This is a genomic window from Amycolatopsis mediterranei (assembly GCF_026017845.1).
In the GTDB taxonomy this organism is placed as follows: domain Bacteria; phylum Actinomycetota; class Actinomycetes; order Mycobacteriales; family Pseudonocardiaceae; genus Amycolatopsis; species Amycolatopsis mediterranei.
In genome coordinates, this window is sequence record NZ_CP100416.1 from 1,735,574 (window position 1) to 1,753,907 (window position 18,334).

Annotated in this window: 15 protein-coding genes; 11 read left to right on the forward strand and 4 right to left on the reverse strand. The window is 72.0% G+C overall.

What is annotated here, in order from left to right:
* The first annotated feature begins 149 nt into the window (after nucleotides 1-149).
* Nucleotides 150-1,922, forward strand: a complete 1,773-nt coding sequence (locus ISP_RS08285) for an alpha-L-fucosidase (RefSeq protein ID WP_013223431.1) — start codon at nucleotides 150-152, stop codon at nucleotides 1,920-1,922.
* A gap of 40 nt (nucleotides 1,923-1,962) precedes the next feature.
* Here ISP_RS08285 and ISP_RS08290 read toward each other — a convergent pair whose 3' ends face one another.
* Entirely contained in the window at nucleotides 1,963-3,192 is a 1,230-nt protein-coding gene (locus ISP_RS08290; RefSeq protein ID WP_013223432.1) for an MGH1-like glycoside hydrolase domain-containing protein, read from the reverse strand.
* Nucleotides 3,193-3,253: 61 nt separating this feature from the next.
* Here ISP_RS08290 and ISP_RS08295 point away from each other — a divergent pair, with 61 nt between their 5' ends.
* Together ISP_RS08295 and ISP_RS08300 are read left to right on the forward strand one after the other, a co-directional pair.
* Complete coding sequence (locus ISP_RS08295; protein ID WP_013223433.1) at nucleotides 3,254-4,408, forward strand: ROK family transcriptional regulator; 1,155 nt, start codon at nucleotides 3,254-3,256, stop codon at nucleotides 4,406-4,408.
* Between the two features lie 303 nt (nucleotides 4,409-4,711).
* Nucleotides 4,712-6,643 (forward strand): S53 family peptidase, encoded by a 1,932-nt coding sequence (locus ISP_RS08300; protein WP_013223434.1) that lies wholly within the window; start codon nucleotides 4,712-4,714, stop codon nucleotides 6,641-6,643.
* A 90-nt stretch (nucleotides 6,644-6,733) separates the two neighbouring features.
* Here ISP_RS08300 and ISP_RS08305 read toward each other — a convergent pair whose 3' ends face one another.
* Nucleotides 6,734-8,269: a sensor histidine kinase gene (locus tag ISP_RS08305; protein ID WP_013223435.1), complete on the reverse strand. Its 1,536-nt coding sequence runs from the start codon at nucleotides 8,267-8,269 to the stop codon at nucleotides 6,734-6,736.
* A gap of 134 nt (nucleotides 8,270-8,403) precedes the next feature.
* On the opposite strand from ISP_RS08305, the gene ISP_RS08310 reads away from it, so the two are divergent.
* Genes ISP_RS08310 through ISP_RS08320 form a run of 3 tightly spaced genes read left to right on the forward strand, consistent with a single transcriptional unit; the run spans nucleotide 8,404 to nucleotide 11,497 of the window.
* Nucleotides 8,404-9,777 carry a purine-cytosine permease family protein gene (locus tag ISP_RS08310; protein ID WP_013223436.1) on the forward strand — a complete coding sequence of 458 codons (1,374 nt, stop codon included), beginning with the start codon at nucleotides 8,404-8,406 and terminating at the stop codon, nucleotides 9,775-9,777.
* 44 nt (nucleotides 9,778-9,821) lie between these two features.
* Nucleotides 9,822-10,493: an SDR family NAD(P)-dependent oxidoreductase gene (locus ISP_RS08315; protein ID WP_014466681.1), complete on the forward strand. Its 672-nt coding sequence runs from the start codon at nucleotides 9,822-9,824 to the stop codon at nucleotides 10,491-10,493.
* A complete protein-coding gene (locus tag ISP_RS08320; RefSeq protein WP_013223438.1) occupies nucleotides 10,490-11,497 on the forward strand; it encodes an S-adenosylmethionine:tRNA ribosyltransferase-isomerase in 1,008 nt (335 codons plus the stop codon). The genes ISP_RS08315 and ISP_RS08320 overlap by 4 nt, the downstream gene beginning before the upstream one ends.
* A 360-nt stretch (nucleotides 11,498-11,857) precedes the next feature.
* On the opposite strand, the gene ISP_RS08325 is transcribed toward ISP_RS08320, so the two are convergent.
* On the reverse strand, nucleotides 11,858-12,238 hold the full coding sequence (locus ISP_RS08325) for a hypothetical protein (RefSeq protein ID WP_013223439.1): 381 nt from the start codon (nucleotides 12,236-12,238) through the stop codon (nucleotides 11,858-11,860).
* 208 nt (nucleotides 12,239-12,446) lie between these two features.
* On the opposite strand from ISP_RS08325, the gene ISP_RS08330 reads away from it, so the two are divergent.
* The 5 genes from ISP_RS08330 (at nucleotide 12,447) to ISP_RS08350 (ending at nucleotide 16,561) form a co-directional block, all read left to right on the forward strand.
* Nucleotides 12,447-13,499, forward strand: a complete 1,053-nt coding sequence (locus ISP_RS08330) for an ABC transporter substrate-binding protein (RefSeq protein WP_013223440.1) — start codon at nucleotides 12,447-12,449, stop codon at nucleotides 13,497-13,499.
* 60 nt (nucleotides 13,500-13,559) lie between these two features.
* Nucleotides 13,560-14,351, forward strand: a complete 792-nt coding sequence (locus tag ISP_RS08335; protein WP_013223441.1) for an ABC transporter ATP-binding protein — start codon at nucleotides 13,560-13,562, stop codon at nucleotides 14,349-14,351.
* Nucleotides 14,338-15,285, forward strand: coding sequence for an ABC transporter permease (locus ISP_RS08340; RefSeq protein ID WP_013223442.1), 948 nt, complete (start codon nucleotides 14,338-14,340; stop codon nucleotides 15,283-15,285). The genes ISP_RS08335 and ISP_RS08340 overlap by 14 nt, the downstream gene beginning before the upstream one ends.
* 83 nt (nucleotides 15,286-15,368) lie before the next feature.
* Nucleotides 15,369-15,746 carry a DUF1761 domain-containing protein gene (locus tag ISP_RS08345; RefSeq protein WP_013223443.1) on the forward strand — a complete coding sequence of 126 codons (378 nt, stop codon included), beginning with the start codon at nucleotides 15,369-15,371 and terminating at the stop codon, nucleotides 15,744-15,746.
* A complete protein-coding gene (locus tag ISP_RS08350) occupies nucleotides 15,743-16,561 on the forward strand; it encodes an SMP-30/gluconolactonase/LRE family protein (protein ID WP_230468740.1) in 819 nt (272 codons plus the stop codon). The genes ISP_RS08345 and ISP_RS08350 overlap by 4 nt, the downstream gene beginning before the upstream one ends.
* A 62-nt stretch (nucleotides 16,562-16,623) precedes the next feature.
* Here the strand turns inward: ISP_RS08350 and ISP_RS08355 are convergent, their stop codons facing one another.
* Nucleotides 16,624-18,126, reverse strand: coding sequence for a DEAD/DEAH box helicase (locus ISP_RS08355; RefSeq protein ID WP_013223445.1), 1,503 nt, complete (start codon nucleotides 18,124-18,126; stop codon nucleotides 16,624-16,626).
* Nucleotides 18,127-18,334 lie beyond the last annotated feature (208 nt).

Here is an 18,334-nt window from a genome sequence, read left to right on the forward strand (position 1 = left end):
TTGCGTCATATATCAGATATTTAACCCGAACGGCGGCGGCTGCGATGTACCGGCCAGCGAAACTCGGCGGAAAGGTCGGATCTAAACCTTGACCGGCCCGCCGGGCCAGGAGTACACCACCGAGTGGACCAGACCACTGGAGGTCGTTCATGGCAGCCAAGTTCCTCCGCCGGGCGCTCGTCGCGTGCGCGGCGACGCTGGCGGTGTCCGGGCTCGTCGCCGCGCCGGCGTCGGCCGATCTGCAGAAGCCTTCCCAGCAGTGGCTGCGCGACAGCCAGGCCGGGCTGTTCCTGCACTGGGGCATGCGCACGTCACCCGGCTACACCAGTTGCAGCGCCTGGGAAAAGGCGATCACCGACGGCGGCTGGGATCCCGCCTACTGGGTCACCGAAGCCGAGAAGCTGCACGCGTCGTACCTCGTGCTCGCCTCGTTCCACAGCCGGCTCGGCTACTCGCGGGCCTGGCCGTCGAAGATCCCCGGCAGCTGCTCCACCAAGCGGGACTTCCTCGGCGAGCTGGTCGCCGCGGCGAAGGCACGGGGTCTCAAGGTCATCCTCTACATGACCAACGACGCCCAGTGGCACGACGAGGGCGGCCACGAGTGGCTCGACTCCGCCGGCTACTCGAAGTACAAGGGCAAGACCGTGAACCTCGACAGCCAGGACGGCTTCGGCCAGTTCAGCTACGACAACTTCTTCGAAGTCATGAAGAACTACCCCGACCTCGGCGGCTTCTGGATCGACAACGACAACGCCTACTGGGAGTCGCACGACCTGTACCAGCAGATCTACCAGCAGCGGCCGGATTATCTGCTGAGCAACAACAACGAAGACACGCCGATCATGGACACGATCAGCAACGAGCAGAAGACCGGCATGACGCCGTCGTACGACTACCCGCAGGCGACGTACACCGCGATGCCGCGGCTCACCGAGGCGTGCTTCAAGCTCCCCGACACCGGCTCGTGGTGGTACGGCGGATCCAACTCGGCGGTCAACAAGATGCTGAACATCGGCCGGTTCATCACGAACTCGGGCTCGTCGATCAAGTCCCTGATGGCCGAGACGGCGATGGTGAACGGGAAGTTCCCCTCGAACCAGGAAGCGTTCAACAACTTCGCGAAGACCTACCTGGACGCGATCTGGGAGTCCCTGGGCGGCACGGAGGGCGCCGGGTACATGTACGGCGGCATGCAGCCGGGCTTCTGGAACGACGGCGCCCACGGTGTCATCACCATCAAGGGTGGCAACCAGTACGTGCACGTCCTGACCAAGCCGTCGACGTCGACGCTGAAGATCCGCGACAACGGTTACCGCGTCCGCCGCGTCACGAACCTGCGCACCGGCGCGGCGATCTCCTTCAGCCAGGGCGGCGGCAGTCTCACGCTGAGCGGCCTGTCCGGCTGGGACAGCTACGACACGGTGTTCAAGGTCGAGACGGCGGGCCGCACCGGAACCTACGACCCGGCGACCGTGACGCTCAAGGCGAGCGCGTCGGCGAGCGGCCACGGTGGACAGTCGGCGAGCGACGGCAGCTACCTGACCTACTTCGACAACAACAAGACGCTGCCGGTCAACCTCGACTACGACCTCGGGGCGGCGAAGAAGGTGCAGTACCTCGGGCTCAACCAGCGCGAGGACTCCGTCAGCTACGCCCGGTCGGACACCGAGCAGTCGGCGCGGATCAAGGCGTACAAGGTGTTCGTGTCGAGTGACGGCAAGGACTGGGGCAGCGCGGTGAAGTCCGGGACGCTGCCGAGCCACCGCGGCGTCCAGTTCGTCGACCTCTCCGCGGTGACGGCCCGGTACGTGCGGCTCCAGGTGACGAGCACGTACGCGGCGTCGAGCGACAGTTCGCGCTACAAGCGGCTGCGGATCGACGAAACCTGGGTGGGCTCGGACTACGCGACCGCGGCGGGCTGAGCGGGTCGCCCGGCCGCCCCCGACGCGGCCGGGCGACCCGTCACTTCCCCTCGGACAGCAGGTCCACGGTCAGGGCGGCCGTCCAGCTGAACGTGCGGGTGCCGTGCCCGGCCCCGGTCAGCGGGTCGGCGTACTCGGCGAAGTCCGTGCGGGCGGCGATCTCGACGAGGTCGTCGCCCAGCCGCTCGGCGAGGGCGAACTCGCCGTGGTGCAGCAGGCCCTGCCGGATCAGCCAGCCGACGTTGAACCACGACGGCCCGCGCCAGTAGCGGCCGGTGTCGAAGCCCGGTGCGGTCAGGTCGTAGCTCGGGACGCCGTGCACCCGGCCGAGCCGGAAGCGCGGGCCGGTCGCGGTCGCCAGCAGTGCCGGGGCGACCGCCAGGTCCGGCAGCACCAGCGGCAGCAGGCCGGCGCACGTGTACTCGCGGACCAGCGAGCCGGTGTGGACGTCGCGGGCGAAGAAGAAGCCGGCGGCGCTGTCCCACAGCGTCTCCTGCATCGCCTTCTGGACGCGCGCGGCGGCTTCGCGGTGGCCGGCGGACGGCAGGTCGAGCTCCTCGGCGATCTCGGCCAGCGCCAGTTCGGCGTCGGCCAGCAGGGCGTTGAAGCCGGGGTCTTCGACGGCGAAGCGGCCGAAGTCCCGGTAACCGCTGTCGCGGTACTCGGCGGCGAGCCGGACGTACCGGCCGTAGTCGTCGTCGCTCGGCCGGTCGCCGGCGTCGCCGTGCGCCAGGTCGCGGCGGACGAACCCGGTGGCGGGCGGGACGCGCGTGAGCGGCTCGTCCCAGGCCGGGCTGTTGTCCATGCCGGATTCCCAGGGGTGCACGATCGCCACCAGCCCGCGCCCGCCCGCGTCGCGGCCGGTCCGCAGGTAGTCGTGCCAGGCCACCAGCTTCGGGTACAGCGCGGCGAGGAATTCGCGATCGGGCTCGGTGCGGTGCACCGCGAGCACGGCGCGGGCGTGCACCGGCGGCTGGACCAGGCCCGACGTCCGCCCGGCGTGCCAGAACGACGGCCCGGGGAAGTACGCCTCGGGCGGTGTCTGCGGGTCGAACACGATGTGCGGGACGCGGCCGTCGGCCCACTGCGCGGTGAACAGCGTCCGCAGCTCGCGCCGGGCGCGCCCGGGGGACAGGTGGCGCAGGCCGAGGGCGATGAAGGCGGAGTCCCAGCTCCATTGGTGCGGGTAGAGCGCCCGCGAGGGCACGGTGGACGCGCCGAGCCAGTTGCCCGCCAGGACAGCCGCGGCCCGCTCCCGTGTTACGTTCATATGTCCAATCTATCTCCGGCTTGTGTCTTGTCAATGGACAAAAGTCCGAAGGAGGTGGCGGATGACCACGCCGACCAGCGCCGGCGAGCTGCTGCAGCTGGTCCGGACGGGGCAGGCGAGCACGCGGAAGGCCCTCCTGGAGCGCAGCGGGCTGTCGCGCTCGACGCTGACCGCGCGCCTGGAGCAGCTCCAGACCGCGGGCCTGCTCGCCGAGGGCGGTCAGGAGGATTCCACCGGCGGCCGCCCGGCGCGGCAGCTGTGCTTCGACGACCGGCACGCGGTCGTCCTCGCCGCGAGCATCGACACGACGCACGCCGAGGCCGCCGTCACCGACCTGGCGGGCCGGGTGCTGGCGCGGCGCGCGGGCGCGGTGCGGGTCGCCGACGGCCCTGAGCCCGTGCTCGACCGGATCGCGGAGTGGTTCGAGGCGCTGCGGGCCGAGGCGGCCCGGCCGGTGTGCGGGGTGGGCGTTTCGGTCCCGGGCCCGGTGGAGCCCGGCCGCGCCCGCGTCACGCAGCCGCCGATCATGCCGGGCTGGGACGGCTACCCGATCGACGCCCACCTCGGCGCGCGCTTCGGTGCCCCGGTGCTGGTCGACAACGACGCGAACCTGATGGCGCTGGGGGAACACCGGGCCCGCCACCCGGAGTCGGCGGCGCTGGTCGTGGTGAAGGTGTCGACCGGGATCGGCGCCGGCCTGGTCCTCGGCGGCGAGGTGTACCGCGGAATCGACGGCGGTGCGGGCGACATCGGCCACATCCGGCTCCCGGACCACCCGGAGGCCCGCTGCCCGTGCGGCTCGCTCGGCTGCCTCGCGGCCGTCGCCGGCGGCGGTGCGCTGGCGGCGAAGTTGACCGCGCTGGGGCTGCCGACGGAGTCGGGCTCGGGCGTCCGCGACCGGATCACGGCGGGGGACCCGGCCGCGGTGCGGCTCGCCGAAGTGGCCGGCCGCCAGGTGGGGGCGGTGCTGGCGACGCTGGTGTGCGTGGTCAACCCCGGCGTGGTGGTGATCGCCGGCGACCTCGCCGAGCCGCATTTCGTGGCGGGGGTCCGGGAGGTGCTGTACCGCCGGGCGCTCCCGCGGGCGACGCAGAACCTGCGGGTGGAAATCGGTGGCCGCGGCGAGGGAATGGCGGTGGCCGGCGCGGTGGCGATGGTCGTCGACGCGGTGTTCGCGCCCGCCGAGGTGGACCGGCGCCTGGCCGCGCGGGTGTGACGGCCGAACTGCCGTCACACCCGGACTGTCCGGTGTGGACGGAGCGACCGACTTTAGTAGGTGGCGCAAGCCGGTGGCGCGTGGTCCACCATACCGTCGCGAACCGGACCAATCGCACATCAGGGACGATTCCTCGCGTTTTCGCCGCGACAAATCGGATTTCGGTACCACGGTTCACGGCAGGCGAATTCCCGGCCAGATAACGGTTCCGCAAGCACTTCCCCGCGAGCGGAACACCGATCTAGTCTCAGCCGGTGTTCCAAGGCCCGATTTCTGGGGCCGCTTTCGAAGAGGGAGATTTCTGTGCGAAGAAGCTCCACCCTGCTCCTTTCGCTCGCGGTGGTGGGTGGCCTGACCGGCACCCTGCCGGCGACGGCGTCCGCGCAGGGGCGTCAGGACATTCCGCAGTCGCACCCGTTGTGGGCGAACGCGCAGGCGAAGGTCGCCGACACGGCGCCCGCCGCGAAGCTGAGCTTCCGGGTTTACCTGAACCAGCGCGACAACGCCGGTGCCGAGGCGCTGGCCCAGGCCGTGTCCGACCCGGACAGCAAGACCTACCGCCAGTACCTCAGCCCCGACCAGGTGCGCGACCGCTTCGCGGCCAGTGACGCGACCGTCGGCGCCGTCAAGGCGTGGCTGACCGGCAACGGCTTCAGCATCGGCGAGATCCCGTCGAACCGCGCGTACGTCGAAGCCACCGGCACCGCGGACCAGACGGAAAAGGCGTTCGCCGTCGACCTCGGCAAGTACCGGGTCAAGGGCCAGACGCTGCGCGCCGCCGACAAGAACCTGTCGGTGCCGGCGAACCTGGCCGGTGACGTGCTCGGCGTCGTCGGTGTCGACCAGGCGACCAACCTGTTCAAACCGGACCACGCGACCGGCTCCGGCACGCCGTCGGACGTCGCGCCCGGGCCCGGGTTCCGCAACGCGCCGCCGTGCAGCGCCTACTACGGCGAGAAGATCGACACCACCGATCCCGCGTACAACGGCAAGCAGCTGCCGTACGCCCCCTGCGGCTACACCCCGTCGCAGCTGCGCTCGGCCTACGGCATCGACAAGCTCGGCGCCGACGGCAAGGGCACGACGATCGCCATCGTGGACGCGTTCGCCTCGCCGACCATCTACTCGGACGCGAGCACGTACGCGAAGAAGAACGACCCGCAGCACCCGCTGAAGCAGAGCCAGTTCTCGCAGCACGTCTTCCCGGTCAACCCGGTCCTCGAGCCGGCGGACCAGTGCGACGCGGCGGGCTGGTACGGCGAGGAGACCCTCGACGTCGAGGCCGCCCACGGTCTCGCGCCGGGCGCGGACATCCTGTACGTCGGCGGCTCCGACTGCCAGGACAACTCGCTCGACGAGGCGCTGAACTACGTGGTCGCCGGCCACAAGGCCGACATCGTGTCGAACTCCTACGGCGACACCGGCGAGGACATCCCGGCCGACGAGGTCAAGGTGTTCAACCAGATCTCGCTGCAGGCGGTCCTCGAGGGCATCGGCGTGTACTTCTCCTCGGGCGACAACGGTGACGAGGTCGCGCGCCTCGGCACGCCGTCGCCGGACTTCTCCGCCTCCGCGCCGTGGATCACCGCGGTCGGCGGCACGTCCATCGCCATCGGCAAGGACGGCAAGAAGATCTTCGAGAGCGGCTGGGAGACCAGCAAGTCGGTGCTGACCAACGGCGTCTACGGCCCGGCCAACTACACCAGCGGTTCCGGCGGCGGCACGAGCCGCCTGTTCGAGCAGCCCTTCTACCAGAAGGGTGTCGTCCCGGACGCGCTGGCGAAGAAGAACCAGACCGGCAACAAGAAGGGCCGCGTCGTCCCGGACATCTCCGCGGTCGGCGACCCGAACACCGGCTTCCTGGTCGGCCAGACGCAGACCTTCCCGGAGGGTGCGCACTACGACCAGTACCGGATCGGCGGCACGAGCCTCGCGTCGCCGGTGTTCGCCGGCATCATGGCGGTGGCCGACAGCTTCGACCACTTCCACCACGGCTTCATCAACCCGGTGATCTACAAGCTGACGTCCCGCACGCCGGCGATCTCCGACGTGAAGCACGTGGACGCCGCGGTGGCCCGCGTGGACTACGCGAACTCGGTCGACGCCTCGGCGGGCCTGCTCCACTCGGTCCGCACGCTGGACTACCAGGGCCTGACCATCCACACCACCCCCGGCTACGACGACGTGACCGGCCTCGGTGTGCCCAACGGGCTGCTGTTCCTGCTGCTCGTCTAGTCGGCTGGCTTCGATGAAGGGCCCCCTCGCCGGTCTCGGCGAGGGGGCCCTTTTCGGATTCCGGGCGCCGCGTGCCGCGGGATCGGCCCCTCAGCCTGCCAGCGGGATGACCGCGGTCACCGCGGTGCCCCCGGGCCCGCTGGCGACGTCGAGCTCCCCGCCCAGCGCCTGCACCCGGTCCCGCAGCCCGGCCAGTCCCGAGCCACCCTCCGGATCCGCGCCGCCGACGCCCGCGTCCGTCACCTCGACCCGCAGCTCCGCGCCCGCCACCTCGATCCGCACGTCGGCGCGGTCGGTCCGCGCGTGCTTCAGCGCGTTCGTCAGCGCCTCCGACGTCACGAAGTACGCCGTCGCCTCCACCGCCGCGTCCAGGCGCGGCACCGTGCCGACCGTCAGGGCCACCTCCATCGGGATGCGGTCGGCCAGCGACCGGACCGCCGCGACCACGCCCGCTTCGGTGAGGATTGCGGGGCGGATGCCGCGGGCCAGCTCGCGCAGCTCGGTGATCGCCGTCTGCAGCTCGTCGACCGCGCCGGTGAGCAGGGCCCGGATCTCCGGCGGCAGCTCCGCGCCGGAGCGGCGGCCGGCCATCCGCAGCAGCAGCACGACGCTGACCAGCCGCTGCTGGGCGCCGTCGTGCAGGTCGCGCTCGAGCCGGCGGCGCTCCTCGTCCCCGGCCGCCACCAGCCGCGCCCGCGACGCGCGCACCTCGGCCAGGCGCTGCTCCAGCTCGGCGGTGAGCCGCTGGTTGTCCAGCACCAGCCCGGCGGCCGCGTTGAGCGCGTCGATCGACCGGCTGTCCTTCCACACCTCGTCGTCCTGCACCAGCGCGGCCAGCCCGGTGCCGTCGCGCTCCAGCAGCAGCCGGACCATTTCCGCGTTGCCGACCCGGGCCCGCATCACCCCGGCCAGGAACGCCAGCGGCCACAGGCAGAACAGGATCCGGTACGCCTGCAGCAGCGGGCCGGACAGCGGGTGCGCGTCGCCGAGCGCCGTGCCCGCCCCCGACGTCAGCGCGCCGGCCAGGGCGATGACCACCACCGGCGACAGCAGCCGCCGCTGCGGCAGCCGCCCGGTCAGCCACCGGTAGAGCAGCACGACGACCACGCCCGCGCTGACCGCCGTCGCGGCCGGCTCCAGGGCGCGGTCGGCGAGGGCGCCGCTGCCCGGCCAGAGCGCCAGCAGGTCGCGCGGGTCGTCGTCGACCAGCAGCCCGACCACGCCCGAGCCGAGCACCACCAGGTAGGCCGCGGCCACCAGCAGCCGTTCCCACCGCGAGCGGAGCCTGCCGTGCGGGAAGGCGAGCACCAGGTGCGCGATGACCGGGCTGGACGCGGCGCGCAGCGGCACGGCGATCGTGTACAGCACCGGGTTCTGCGCGAACTGCAGGTCTTCGAGGAACAGGGCGACGCCGACGAGCGCGATGAGCACGCCGATCGGGTTGGCCGGGCGCCGCACGTGCGCGACCGCGCCCGCGAGCAGGAAGAGGAACCCGGTCGTGGTGCTGAGTGCGGTGTCGCGCGCCGAGTGGGAGCCTTCGCCGGCTTTGAGCGTCAGCGCGACCACGCCGAGCGCGCAGCCGGCGGCCAGCAGCCCGGTCATCGCCGACGTCCGCGGGTGCTGCACTTCGCGACCCTCCCGGTGCGTCTTGGCGGTGCGGTGGAGCAGTCCGGCAACGGCTAACCGTGATTCGCCCGTTCGGGCCGTCGCGTTACACCACGCGGCTGCGCTTTAGGGTGATCGGCGATGAGAGGCGGAACATGAGCGGACACGGTCTGGACGCCGACGTCTTCGGCGGGCGGATGCCTGCCGGCGGGCGCGACCTGGCGATCGAAACCCACGGCATCGCGCCGGTGCCGGAGGACAACCGGTTCGGGCGCCCGTGGCGGCTGTTCAGCGTGTGGTTCGCGCCGAACCTGACGATGACGGCGGTGTTCACCGGCACCCTCGCGGCGTCGCTCGGCCTCGGGTTCTGGACCGGCTTGGCCGCGATGCTCGCCGGCACCGTGCTCGGGTCGCTGCCGGTGGCGTACCTGTCGACGTGGGGCCCGCGCACCGGCACCGGCCAGCTGCCGCTCGCCCGGCTGCCGTTCGGCGGCGGCGTCGTGCTGCCCGGCCTGGTGCAGTGGCTCGGCTCGATCGCCTGGGACGCGCTGGTCGGCCTCTTCGGCGGCGAGGCGCTGGCCGAGCTGACCGGGCTGCCGTTCTGGGCGGCGGTGCTGATCGTGCTGGTGCTGCAGTGCGCGCTCGGCGTGTTCGGGTACGCGCTGATCCACCGCGTGCAGGCGGTGATGAGCGTGCTGCTGCTGCTCGCGTTCGCCGCGCTCGCCGTGAAGGTCCTTTCCGGACACCCGATCGCCGGCGCCGGCACCGCTTCCGGCGCCGGCCTGGCGGGCGGCGTCGTCCTGTTCACGACGATCACGTTGTCGCTGGCGATCTCCTGGGCGCCGTACGCGTCGGACTTCAGCCGCTACCTGCCCGTCTCGGCTTCGTCACGGGCGGTCTTCTGGGCGACGCTGCTCGGTCTCGTCGTCTCGTACGCGATCGGCGAAGGCCTCGGTCTCGCGTTGGGGTCTTCGCTGGGCGACCAGACGGCGGCGGGCGTCGCTCAGCTGCTCGGCGGCGGGTTCCTGGGCGCGCTGGCGCTGGCCGTGATCGCGCTGGCGGCGGTGTCGTCGAACGCGATGAACGACTACAGCGGCTCGCTCGCGTTGCAGACGGTCGGCGTCCGGCTGCGGCGCCCGGTGTCGGCGGTGGTCGTCACCGTCCTCGCGTTCGCGCTGATCCTCTGGATGCACAGCGGCGACCTCTCGGCGAAGTTCCAGAACGTGCTGCTGTTCGTGAGCTACTGGATCCCGCCGTTCCTCGGCGTGGTCGTCCCGGACTGGCTCGCGCGCACCCGCGGCGGCCGGCGCGTGGACGTCCTGGCGTCGGTTTCCGTGCGCCCTTGGGCGGCGGTGGTGGCCTTCCTGGTGGGGTTCGGCGCCGCGGTGCCGTTCATGAACACGACCCTCTACACCGGACCGGTCGCCGCGGCGCTGCACGGCGCGGACCTCGCGTACTACGTCGGCCTGGTCGTTTCGCTGGCAGCGTATTTCCTGCTGCGCGGTCGCTCTTCGGTTGACCTCAAGTAATGTAGAGGTTTCACGATGGGGTGGTCACCCTCGAAGGAGGAACCATGCCCACCGCACTCGTCACCGGCGCTTCCGCCGGGCTGGGCCGCGCGCTCGCGGCCGCCCTGGTACGTCGCAGGTGGACGGTCATCGGCGACGGCCGCGACCCGGCCGCACTGGCTTCGGCGGCCGGCGAGGCCGGCTTCACGGCCGTCCCCGGCGACGTCACCGACCCGGCCCACCGCGCCGCGCTCGCCGACGCCTGTCCCGAACTCGACCTGCTCGTCAACAACGCCAGCGCCCTCGGCGTCAGCCCGCTGCCGCCCCTGGCGCGCTACCCGGTGGCGGACCTGGAGGACGTCTACCGCGTCAACGTCTTCGCGCCTCTTGCGCTGACGCAGCTCCTGCTGCCCGCGTTGACCGCGGCGCGCGGCGTCGTGATCGACATCAGTTCCGACGCCGCTGTCGAGGCGTACGAAGGCTGGGGCGGCTACGGCTCCGCGAAGGCGGCACTCGATCAGGTGACCGCCGTCCTGGGCGTGGAACACCCCGACCTGTCCGTGTACGCGATCGACCCGGGCGACCTGCGCACGGCGATGCACCAGCGCGCGTTCCCCGGCGAGGACATCTCGGACCGGCCGCTGCCGGAGACGGCCGTCCCGGCGTTCCTGAGGGTGCTCGACGAGCGTCCGCCGAGTGGCCGTTACCGCGCGGCCGACCTGCTGGTGACGGCGTGAACATCCGGTTCGACCTGCCCGCGGAGCTGTCGGCATCGGCCCCGCCGGAGGCCCGCGGCCTGTCCCGCGACGAGGTCCGCCTGCTGGTCGCGTCCCCGGCGGGCGTCCACCACACGGCGTTCACCGGCTTGGGGGAGCACCTTCGCCCGGGCGACCTGCTGGTGGTGAACACGTCGGGGACGCTCCCGGCGGCGGTCGACGCGCGCCGGAACGGCCGCCCGGTCGTGGTCCATTTCGCGACACGGCTCGACGACGGATCCTGGGTCGTCGAGCTGCGAGCACCGGACGGCCCTTTGCTCGACGGTCGTCCGGGCGAGCGCCTCGCCCTGGCCGGTGACGCCTCGCTGACGTTGCTGGCCCCGGCGGTCCCGGGCACAGCGAGGCTGTGGCGCGCGACGGCGTCGATCGAGGTCCGCGCGCTGCTCGCGGCGGCGGGCCGGCCGATCCGCTACGGGTACGTCCCCCGGGCGTGGCCGCTTTCGGACTACCAGACGGTGTTCGCCCGCGAGCCGGGCAGCGCGGAGATGCCCTCGGCGGCGCGGCCGTTCACGCCGGAGCTGGTGACCGGCTTGGTGACGGACGGGGTGCTGTTCGCCCCGCTGCTGCTGCACACCGGAGTGTCGTCCCCGGAGGCGGCGGAGCCACCCCAGGCGGAGAGGTACCGAGTCCCGCCGACGACGGCAGCGTTGGTCTCGTGGGTCCGGGAACGCGGAGGCCGGGTGGTAGCGGTGGGTACGACGGCGGCCCGCGCACTGGAATCGGCGGCCTCGGCGGGTCGGGTTCGCGCGGCCGAGGGCTGGACGGAGCTGGTGCTGGGCCCGGACCGCCCGGCCCGGGTGGTGGACGGGATCGTGACGGGGCTGCACGCCCCGGAGGCATCGCACTTGTTGCTGCTGGAGGCGGTGGCGGGGGCGGAGGTGGTCCAGAAGGCGTATGAGGCGGCGGTGGAGGAGCGGTACTTGTGGCATGAGTTCGGCGACGTGTCACTTCTGCTGCGCCGCTGATGGTTGAGCAGCCCCCGCTGCTCCGGCAGCCCCGCCGCTCCGGCAGTGCCTGGCCACTCCAACAGCTCCCGCTGCTCTGGTGGTCCCCCCTGCTCCGGCAGTTGCCTGGCCGCTCCGGCAGTCCTCGCCGCTCCAGCAGCCTCGCCGCTCTGGCAGTGCCTGGCTGCTCCAGCAGCCTCCGCCACGCCAGCAGCCTCCGCCACTCCAGCAGCCCCCGCCACGCCAGCAGCCCCCGCCACTCCCAGGGGGGCGTCCCAGGACCAGTCTATCGCCCACCCCCGGCGAAAAGTCCGAAAAGCCCGCCCTGCCGCCAGGTTGTCCACAGCCCCACCGCCCTGTGGACAACCGAAGCAGAAACCCCTACTGACCAGCCGAGACCCGCCGCCGCGACCGCACCACCCCAGCAACAGCCACCGCAGCCACCCCCAGCCCCACACCGCTGACGATCGACGCCACCAAACTCGCCGTGGCCGTCGCCAAGCCGAATGCTCCGCCGAGGTACACCGGGATCGAAATCGCCACCGGCAGCCAGTTGCGCAGCGTGAAGGCGCGGTCCGAGGCCACCCACAGCACGAGCGTCACCGCCGCGGCCGTGACGACCGGGATCGCCCACACCACCATGCTCGTCAGTGCGTCCATGCCCAGTGACCTGAGCCACTCGAACGACGCCTGGCCCATACCGATGAACAACACGACCAGCGCCACGCGGACGCCGGCGGCTCCCTGGCCCTTGCTCGTCATGTCTTCCTCCCGAATCCGTGGTCCACCCTGTACCACGTCCGGGTGACGCGAGCGGTTGCCCGGTTTGGCGATTTTCTCCCGCGGCCCTAAGCGCCGCGGCCGCCGATGTCAAGAAATCTCACCAGGATTCCCGGGATGCGGATGGCTATGCGCCTGAGTGGGTGACCGTGCGAACCTCGCCCCGACACCGACGAAAGGCGATGCTGACGTGCGCACCCCTCGGAGAACCCTGGCCTCGGCGCTGGCCGCCCTGACCGTCGTGGGCGTACTGGGAGGCTGTTCGCGCGCCGACAGCAGCACCGCACCGGCCGCGAACCAGGGGGCCGCCGGCGAGGTCCGGGTCGGCTTCTTCCCGAACGTCACGCACGCTCCCGCGCTGATCGGCGTCAAAAAGGACTTCTTCAAGACCGAGCTCGGCTCCACCAAGCTCACCACCCAGACCTTCAACGCCGGCCCGGAAGAGGTCAACGCCCTGCTCGGCGGCTCCCTCGACGTCGCCTTCATCGGCTCCGGCCCGGCGATCAACGCCTTCACGAAGTCCAAGGGCGCCATCCAGCTGGTCTCCGGCGCCGTCTCGGGCGGCGCGCAGCTGGTCGTCAAGCCCGACATCACGAGCGTGGACCAGCTCAAGGGCAAGAACATCGCCACGCCGCAGCTGGCCAACACCCAGGACGTCGCGCTCAAGAAGTTCCTCGCCGGCAAGCAGCTGACCGACCAGGTCAAGATCACCAACCTCGACAACCCCAAGACGCTCGACGCCTTCAAGAAGGGCGAGGTCGACGGCGGCTGGCTGCCCGAGCCGTGGGCGTCCCGGCTGGTCCTCGACGCCGGCGCGAAGGTCCTGGTCGACGAGAAGACGCTGTGGCCGGGTGGCCGCTTCCCGACCACCGTCGTCATCGTGCGCAGCGAGTTCCTGCAGCAGCACCCGGACACCGTCCGCGCCCTGCTCAAGGGCGAGCTCGCCGCCATCGACTGGGCCAAGACCAACCCGGCGGAGGCGAAGACCGTGGTCAACGGCGCGCTCAAGGAGCTGGCCGGCAGTACCCTGAGCGCAGCGGTCCTGGACCGTGCCTTCTCCGGCATCGAGCTGGCCACCGACCCCGTCGCCGCCGAATTCCCGCAGCTCGCGCAGGACTCGGTCACGGCCGGCGTGGTGAAGTCGGCGGTGGCGCTGAAGGGCTTCGCCGACTTCGGCCCGCTGAACGAGGTGCTGAAGGCCCGGAACCTGCCGGCCGTCGAAGCCCCCGAACTGACCAAGTGAAACCGGGGCTCCGCCCACCCGGAGCCCCCGAACAAAGAGAGTCCGGAGAGGCAGCCAGCGATGACTACGACCCTCCCCACCGGCCGGGCCAGTTTCACCGGCGCGACCGCGGTGCGTCTCGACGGCGTGCGCAAGACGTTCGGCACCGCCGGCCGCGCGGTCGTCGCGCTCGACGGCGTGGACCTGACGGTCGCGCCCGGCGAGTTCGTCTGCCTGCTCGGCGCGTCCGGCTGCGGCAAGAGCACGCTGCTGAACCTGGTCGCCGGGCTGGACGCGCCGTCGGCGGGGGAGATCACGCTGAACACCTCCCGGCCGGCGGTCATGTTCCAGGAGGCCGCGCTGATGCCGTGGCTGACCGCGGCGCGCAACGTCGAGCTGCCGCTGCGGCTGGCCGGGTTCGGCCGGGCCGAGCGCCGCGAAAAGGCCGCCGAGCTGCTGGACCTGGTGCGGCTGAACGGAGCGGGCGGCAAGCGGCCGCACGAACTGTCCGGCGGGATGCGGCAGCGCGTCGCGCTGGCCCGGGCGCTGGCCGCGACGCTGCGCGTCGGTGGCGACCCGGAGCAGTCGCTCCTGCTGATGGACGAGCCGTTCGCCGCGCTCGACGCCATCACCCGCGACGTCCTGCAGGGCGAGCTGCTGCGCGTCTACCGGAGCACGGGCACGTCCGTGCTGTTCGTGACGCACGACGTGCGCGAGGCGGTCCGGCTCGGCCAGCGCGTGGTGCTGCTGTCGTCGCGGCCCGGCCGGGTCGTGCGCGAGTGGGCGGACGTGCCGCTGGCCGACGCCGCGGAGCTGACCGAGGAAATCACCGGGCACCTGCGTGAGGTGATCAGCACCCATGCCGCAGCTTGACTCGGCTGCCTGGGGGTCGAACCCCCAGACCCCCGCCCAGGGGAGCTCCGCCCCCCTGGGGACCCCCGAAGGGGGTGCCGACCTCGACGCGGTCGGCGCCGGACTGGATTCGCTCGACGCCCCCCTCGGCGACCGCCGCCCGGGCTTCTGGAAGCGGTTCGCCTGGGGATTCCTGCCTCCGCTGGGCGCGGTCGTCGTGCTCGTCGTCGTCTGGCAGATCCTCTGGGCCGCCGCCTTCTGGCCGGAGTCGCAGCTGCCGTCGCCGGCCGCGGTGTGGGGCGAGTTCCGGAGCATCGTCGTCGACGGCAAGGTGTTCGGCTTCGTCTGGACGTCGGTGCACCGCGCGGCGCTCGGCTTCCTCGCCGGCGTGCTCATCGGCACCCCGCTGGGCCTGGTGGTGGCGAAGGTCCGCGTGGTGCGCGCGGCGATCGGCCCGCTGCTGACGGGGCTGCAGAGCCTCCCGTCGGTGGCGTGGGTGCCGGCGGCGATCCTGTGGTTCGGGATCAACGACGCGGCGATCTACTTCGTGGTGCTGCTCGGCTCGGTGCCGTCGATCGCGAACGGCCTGGTGTCCGGCATCGACCAGATCCCCCCGATCCTCCCGCGCGTGGGCCAGGTGATGGGCGCGAACCGGCTGTCATCGGCCCGCCACATCCTGCTGCCGGCGGCGCTGCCGGGCTTCCTCGCCGGGCTCAAGCAGGGCTGGGCGTTCTCGTGGCGCTCGCTGATGGCGGCGGAACTGATCGCGCTGTCCCCCCAGCTCGGCATCGGCCTCGGCGCGTACCTGAACCAGGGATCGTCGTTCAACAGCATGGAGACGGTGATCGCGGCGATCTTCCTGATCCTGCTGGTCGGCGTGGGGATCGAGCTGCTGGTGTTCCGCCCCCTGGAGCGCGCGGTGCTGCGGGCGCGCGGGCTCACCTCGTCGCTCTAGAAGTTTCCGCCCGGATGTCGAAGCCGGTTCCGCGGTGTCGACGTCCCCTTCGCAAGCGGTTGTGGCGAGCGAAGGAGCGAGCGATGGTGATCGCGGTACTGGTGACGTCGGTGGCGGCGTTCGTGGTGAGTTCGGCGTGGTACCTGGCCTTCGGGCCGGTCTGGGCGCGCCTGAGCCCGGCGGGCGCCGTGGCCCGGCCGTCCCCGTGGCGGATGGGCGCGGAGTTCGCGCGGACGGTGGCGCTGGTGGTGGCGTTCGCGCTGCTGGTCGGGGCCGTCGGCGTGGACGGCGTGCCCGGCGCCCTCGGCCTCGCGCTGCTGCTCTGGGCGGGCTTCCCGGTGGTGATCCTCGCGGGATCGGTGCTGCACGAGCGGGTGCCGGTCCGCCTCGCGGCGTTGCACGCGGGTGACTTCCTGGCGAAGATCGCCGTGGTGGCGGTTCTGCTGGGGGTGTGGCGATGACGGCGGTGTTGCTCGAGGCAGTCGCGTTCGGCGAGTCCCCGCGCTGGCACGACGGGCGGCTCTGGTTCGCCGACTGGCTGACCCACGAGATCGTGGCCGTCTCGCCGGCGGGGGAGCGCGAGGTCGTGTTCCGCGCGGACTTCCCGACGATGCCGATGTGTTTCGACTTCCTCGGCGGGCAGCCGCTGATCGTGTCTTCGTCGGACGGTCTTCTGCTGCGGCTCTCGGAGTCCGGCCTGTCCACGCACGCCGAGCTGGGTGGTACCGGGTTCAACGAGGTGGTGGTGACCGGTGCCGGAGGCTGCTACGTCAACGGGGGTGGCTTCGACCTGATGGCCGGAGAGCCCTACCGGCCGGGGGCGATCTTGTTCGCCGGCCCGGACGGCTCGGTCCGCCGGGTGGCGGACGACATCGCGTTCGGCAACGGCATGGCCCTGACCCCGGACGGCTCGACGCTGATCGTGGCCGAGTCGTACGCGAACCGGCTGACGGCGTTCTCGGTGCTCCCGGACGGCGGCCTGACGGACCGCCGCGTGTGGGCGGACCTCGGCGAAGGGGTGCCGGACGGCATCGCGCTCGACGCCTCGGGCGCGGTGTGGGTGTCGGACGTGCCGCACCGGTCGTGCACCCGGGTCCGGGAAGGCGGCGAGGTGCTGGAGCAGCTGACGTTCGACCGGGGCTGCTTCGCGTGCGCGCTCAGCGAGGACACGTTGTACCTGGTCGTCCAGGAGTGGCGCGGCATTGACAGGGTGGGAAAGACCGAAGACCGGACGGGGCAGATCCTGACCCATCCGGTCTCCGTGGGTTGCGCTTAGCCGGTCATGCCGGCCGTTCCGGGCCGGTCACTCGCCCCGGCCCGGTCCTCGTCCTGCTGTGTTCAGCGCGGCCGGCGGGCTGCCGCCCGGGTGCCGGCCGAAAACGCGGCCGCGCCACCGCTCCGGCGGCCACCGGTCGCCGGGGCTGCCGATCGGCCGGTGCCCGCCGCCTTGGTCGCGCCGCCGGACCGGCGGTTGCCTCCCGAACCGCCCCGGCCCGAGGCCGCCGCACGCGGCTGCTGCTCGTCCCGCCGCGGCTGCCCGTTCGCCCGCGACCGCTGCCCGCCGCGGTTCTCCTTCGGCGTGGCCGGTGCGCCACGACGCCCGCGACCGCCGCCGCCCGGTGCCGCGCCCGTGGCGGACACCTTCTTCGGCCGGTTGTCGACCGCCGGGGCCTTCGAGAACGTGCGCTCGCCCGGGGCCAGCTCCGCCAGCAGCGGGTGACCCGGGCCGAGCTGGGTCGTCGTCGGCTTGATGCCCGCTTTGCGGGTGAGGTCGCGCACGTCGCGGACCTGCGCGTCGGTCATCAGCGTCACCACCGTGCCCGACGCCCCGGCGCGCGCCGTGCGGCCGGAGCGGTGCAGGTACGCCTTGTGCTCCACCGGCGGGTCCGCGTGGATGACCAGCCGGACGTCGTCGACGTGGATGCCGCGCGCCGCGATGTCGGTCGCGACCAGCGTCTTCGCGGTGCCGGAAGAGAACGCCTCGAGGTTGCGCGTGCGGGCGTTCTGGCCCAGGTTGCCGTGCAGCTCCACCGCCGGGACGCCCGACGCCACCAGCTTGCGGGTGAGCGCCTTCGCGCGGCTCTTGGTCCGCGTGAACACCAGCGTGCGGCCCGGCGCCGCGGTCAGGTCGACCAGCACCGGCAGCCGGTGGGTCTCCTCCAGGTGCAGGACGTGGTGCTCCATCGTCGACACCGGCGACTGCGCCGAGTCGACGCTGTGCGTGATCGGGTCGTTCATGAAGCGCTTGACCAGCACGTCGACGCCGTTGTCCAGCGTCGCGGAGAAGAGCATCCGCTGCCCGCGCGACGGCGTCTGGTCCATGATCCGCCGCACCTCGGGCAGGAAGCCCAGGTCGGCCATGTGGTCGGCCTCGTCGAGGACGGTGATCTCGATGGCGTCGAGCTTCACGTGCCCGGAGCGCATGTGGTCGGCGAGCCGGCCGGGGCAGGCGACGACGATGTCGACGCCGTCACGCAGCCGGGTGATCTGCGGGTTCGCGCTGACGCCGCCGAAGATGGTCGTCGTCTTCAGTCCCAGCGGCTTGGCCAGCGGCAGGATCGACGCCTCGATCTGCGTCGCGAGCTCGCGCGTCGGCGCCAGGATCAGCGCGCGGGGACGGCCCGGCTTGCGCCGCGTCGGACCCGCGGCGAGGCGGGCCAGCAGGGGCAGCACGAAACCGTAGGTCTTGCCGGAGCCGGTCCGGCCGCGGCCGAGGACGTCACGGCCGGCGAGGGTGTGCGGCAGGGTCGCCGCCTGGATGGGGAAGGGCTCGGTGACGCCCTGCGTGGCCAGCGCGGCCACGAGCGGGGTGGGCAGGCCGAGTTCGGCAAAAGTGCTCATAAGTGCATGCGGGCGTACGAACGCCCTGGTCTCCATCATCTGAGAAGGGTTGTCCTGCCCGGCGCAGACCGGTCAACGGCCGCGGCGCGTGGTAGTCGACAACAGCAGCGGGCCGAGGCAGAACTGAGCGGCCCGCATGATCAGTGTACCCAACGCGAGTGACCTACTCCCAGTGAGATTGCCCGCACTCGCGCGGCCTTGCTAAGTT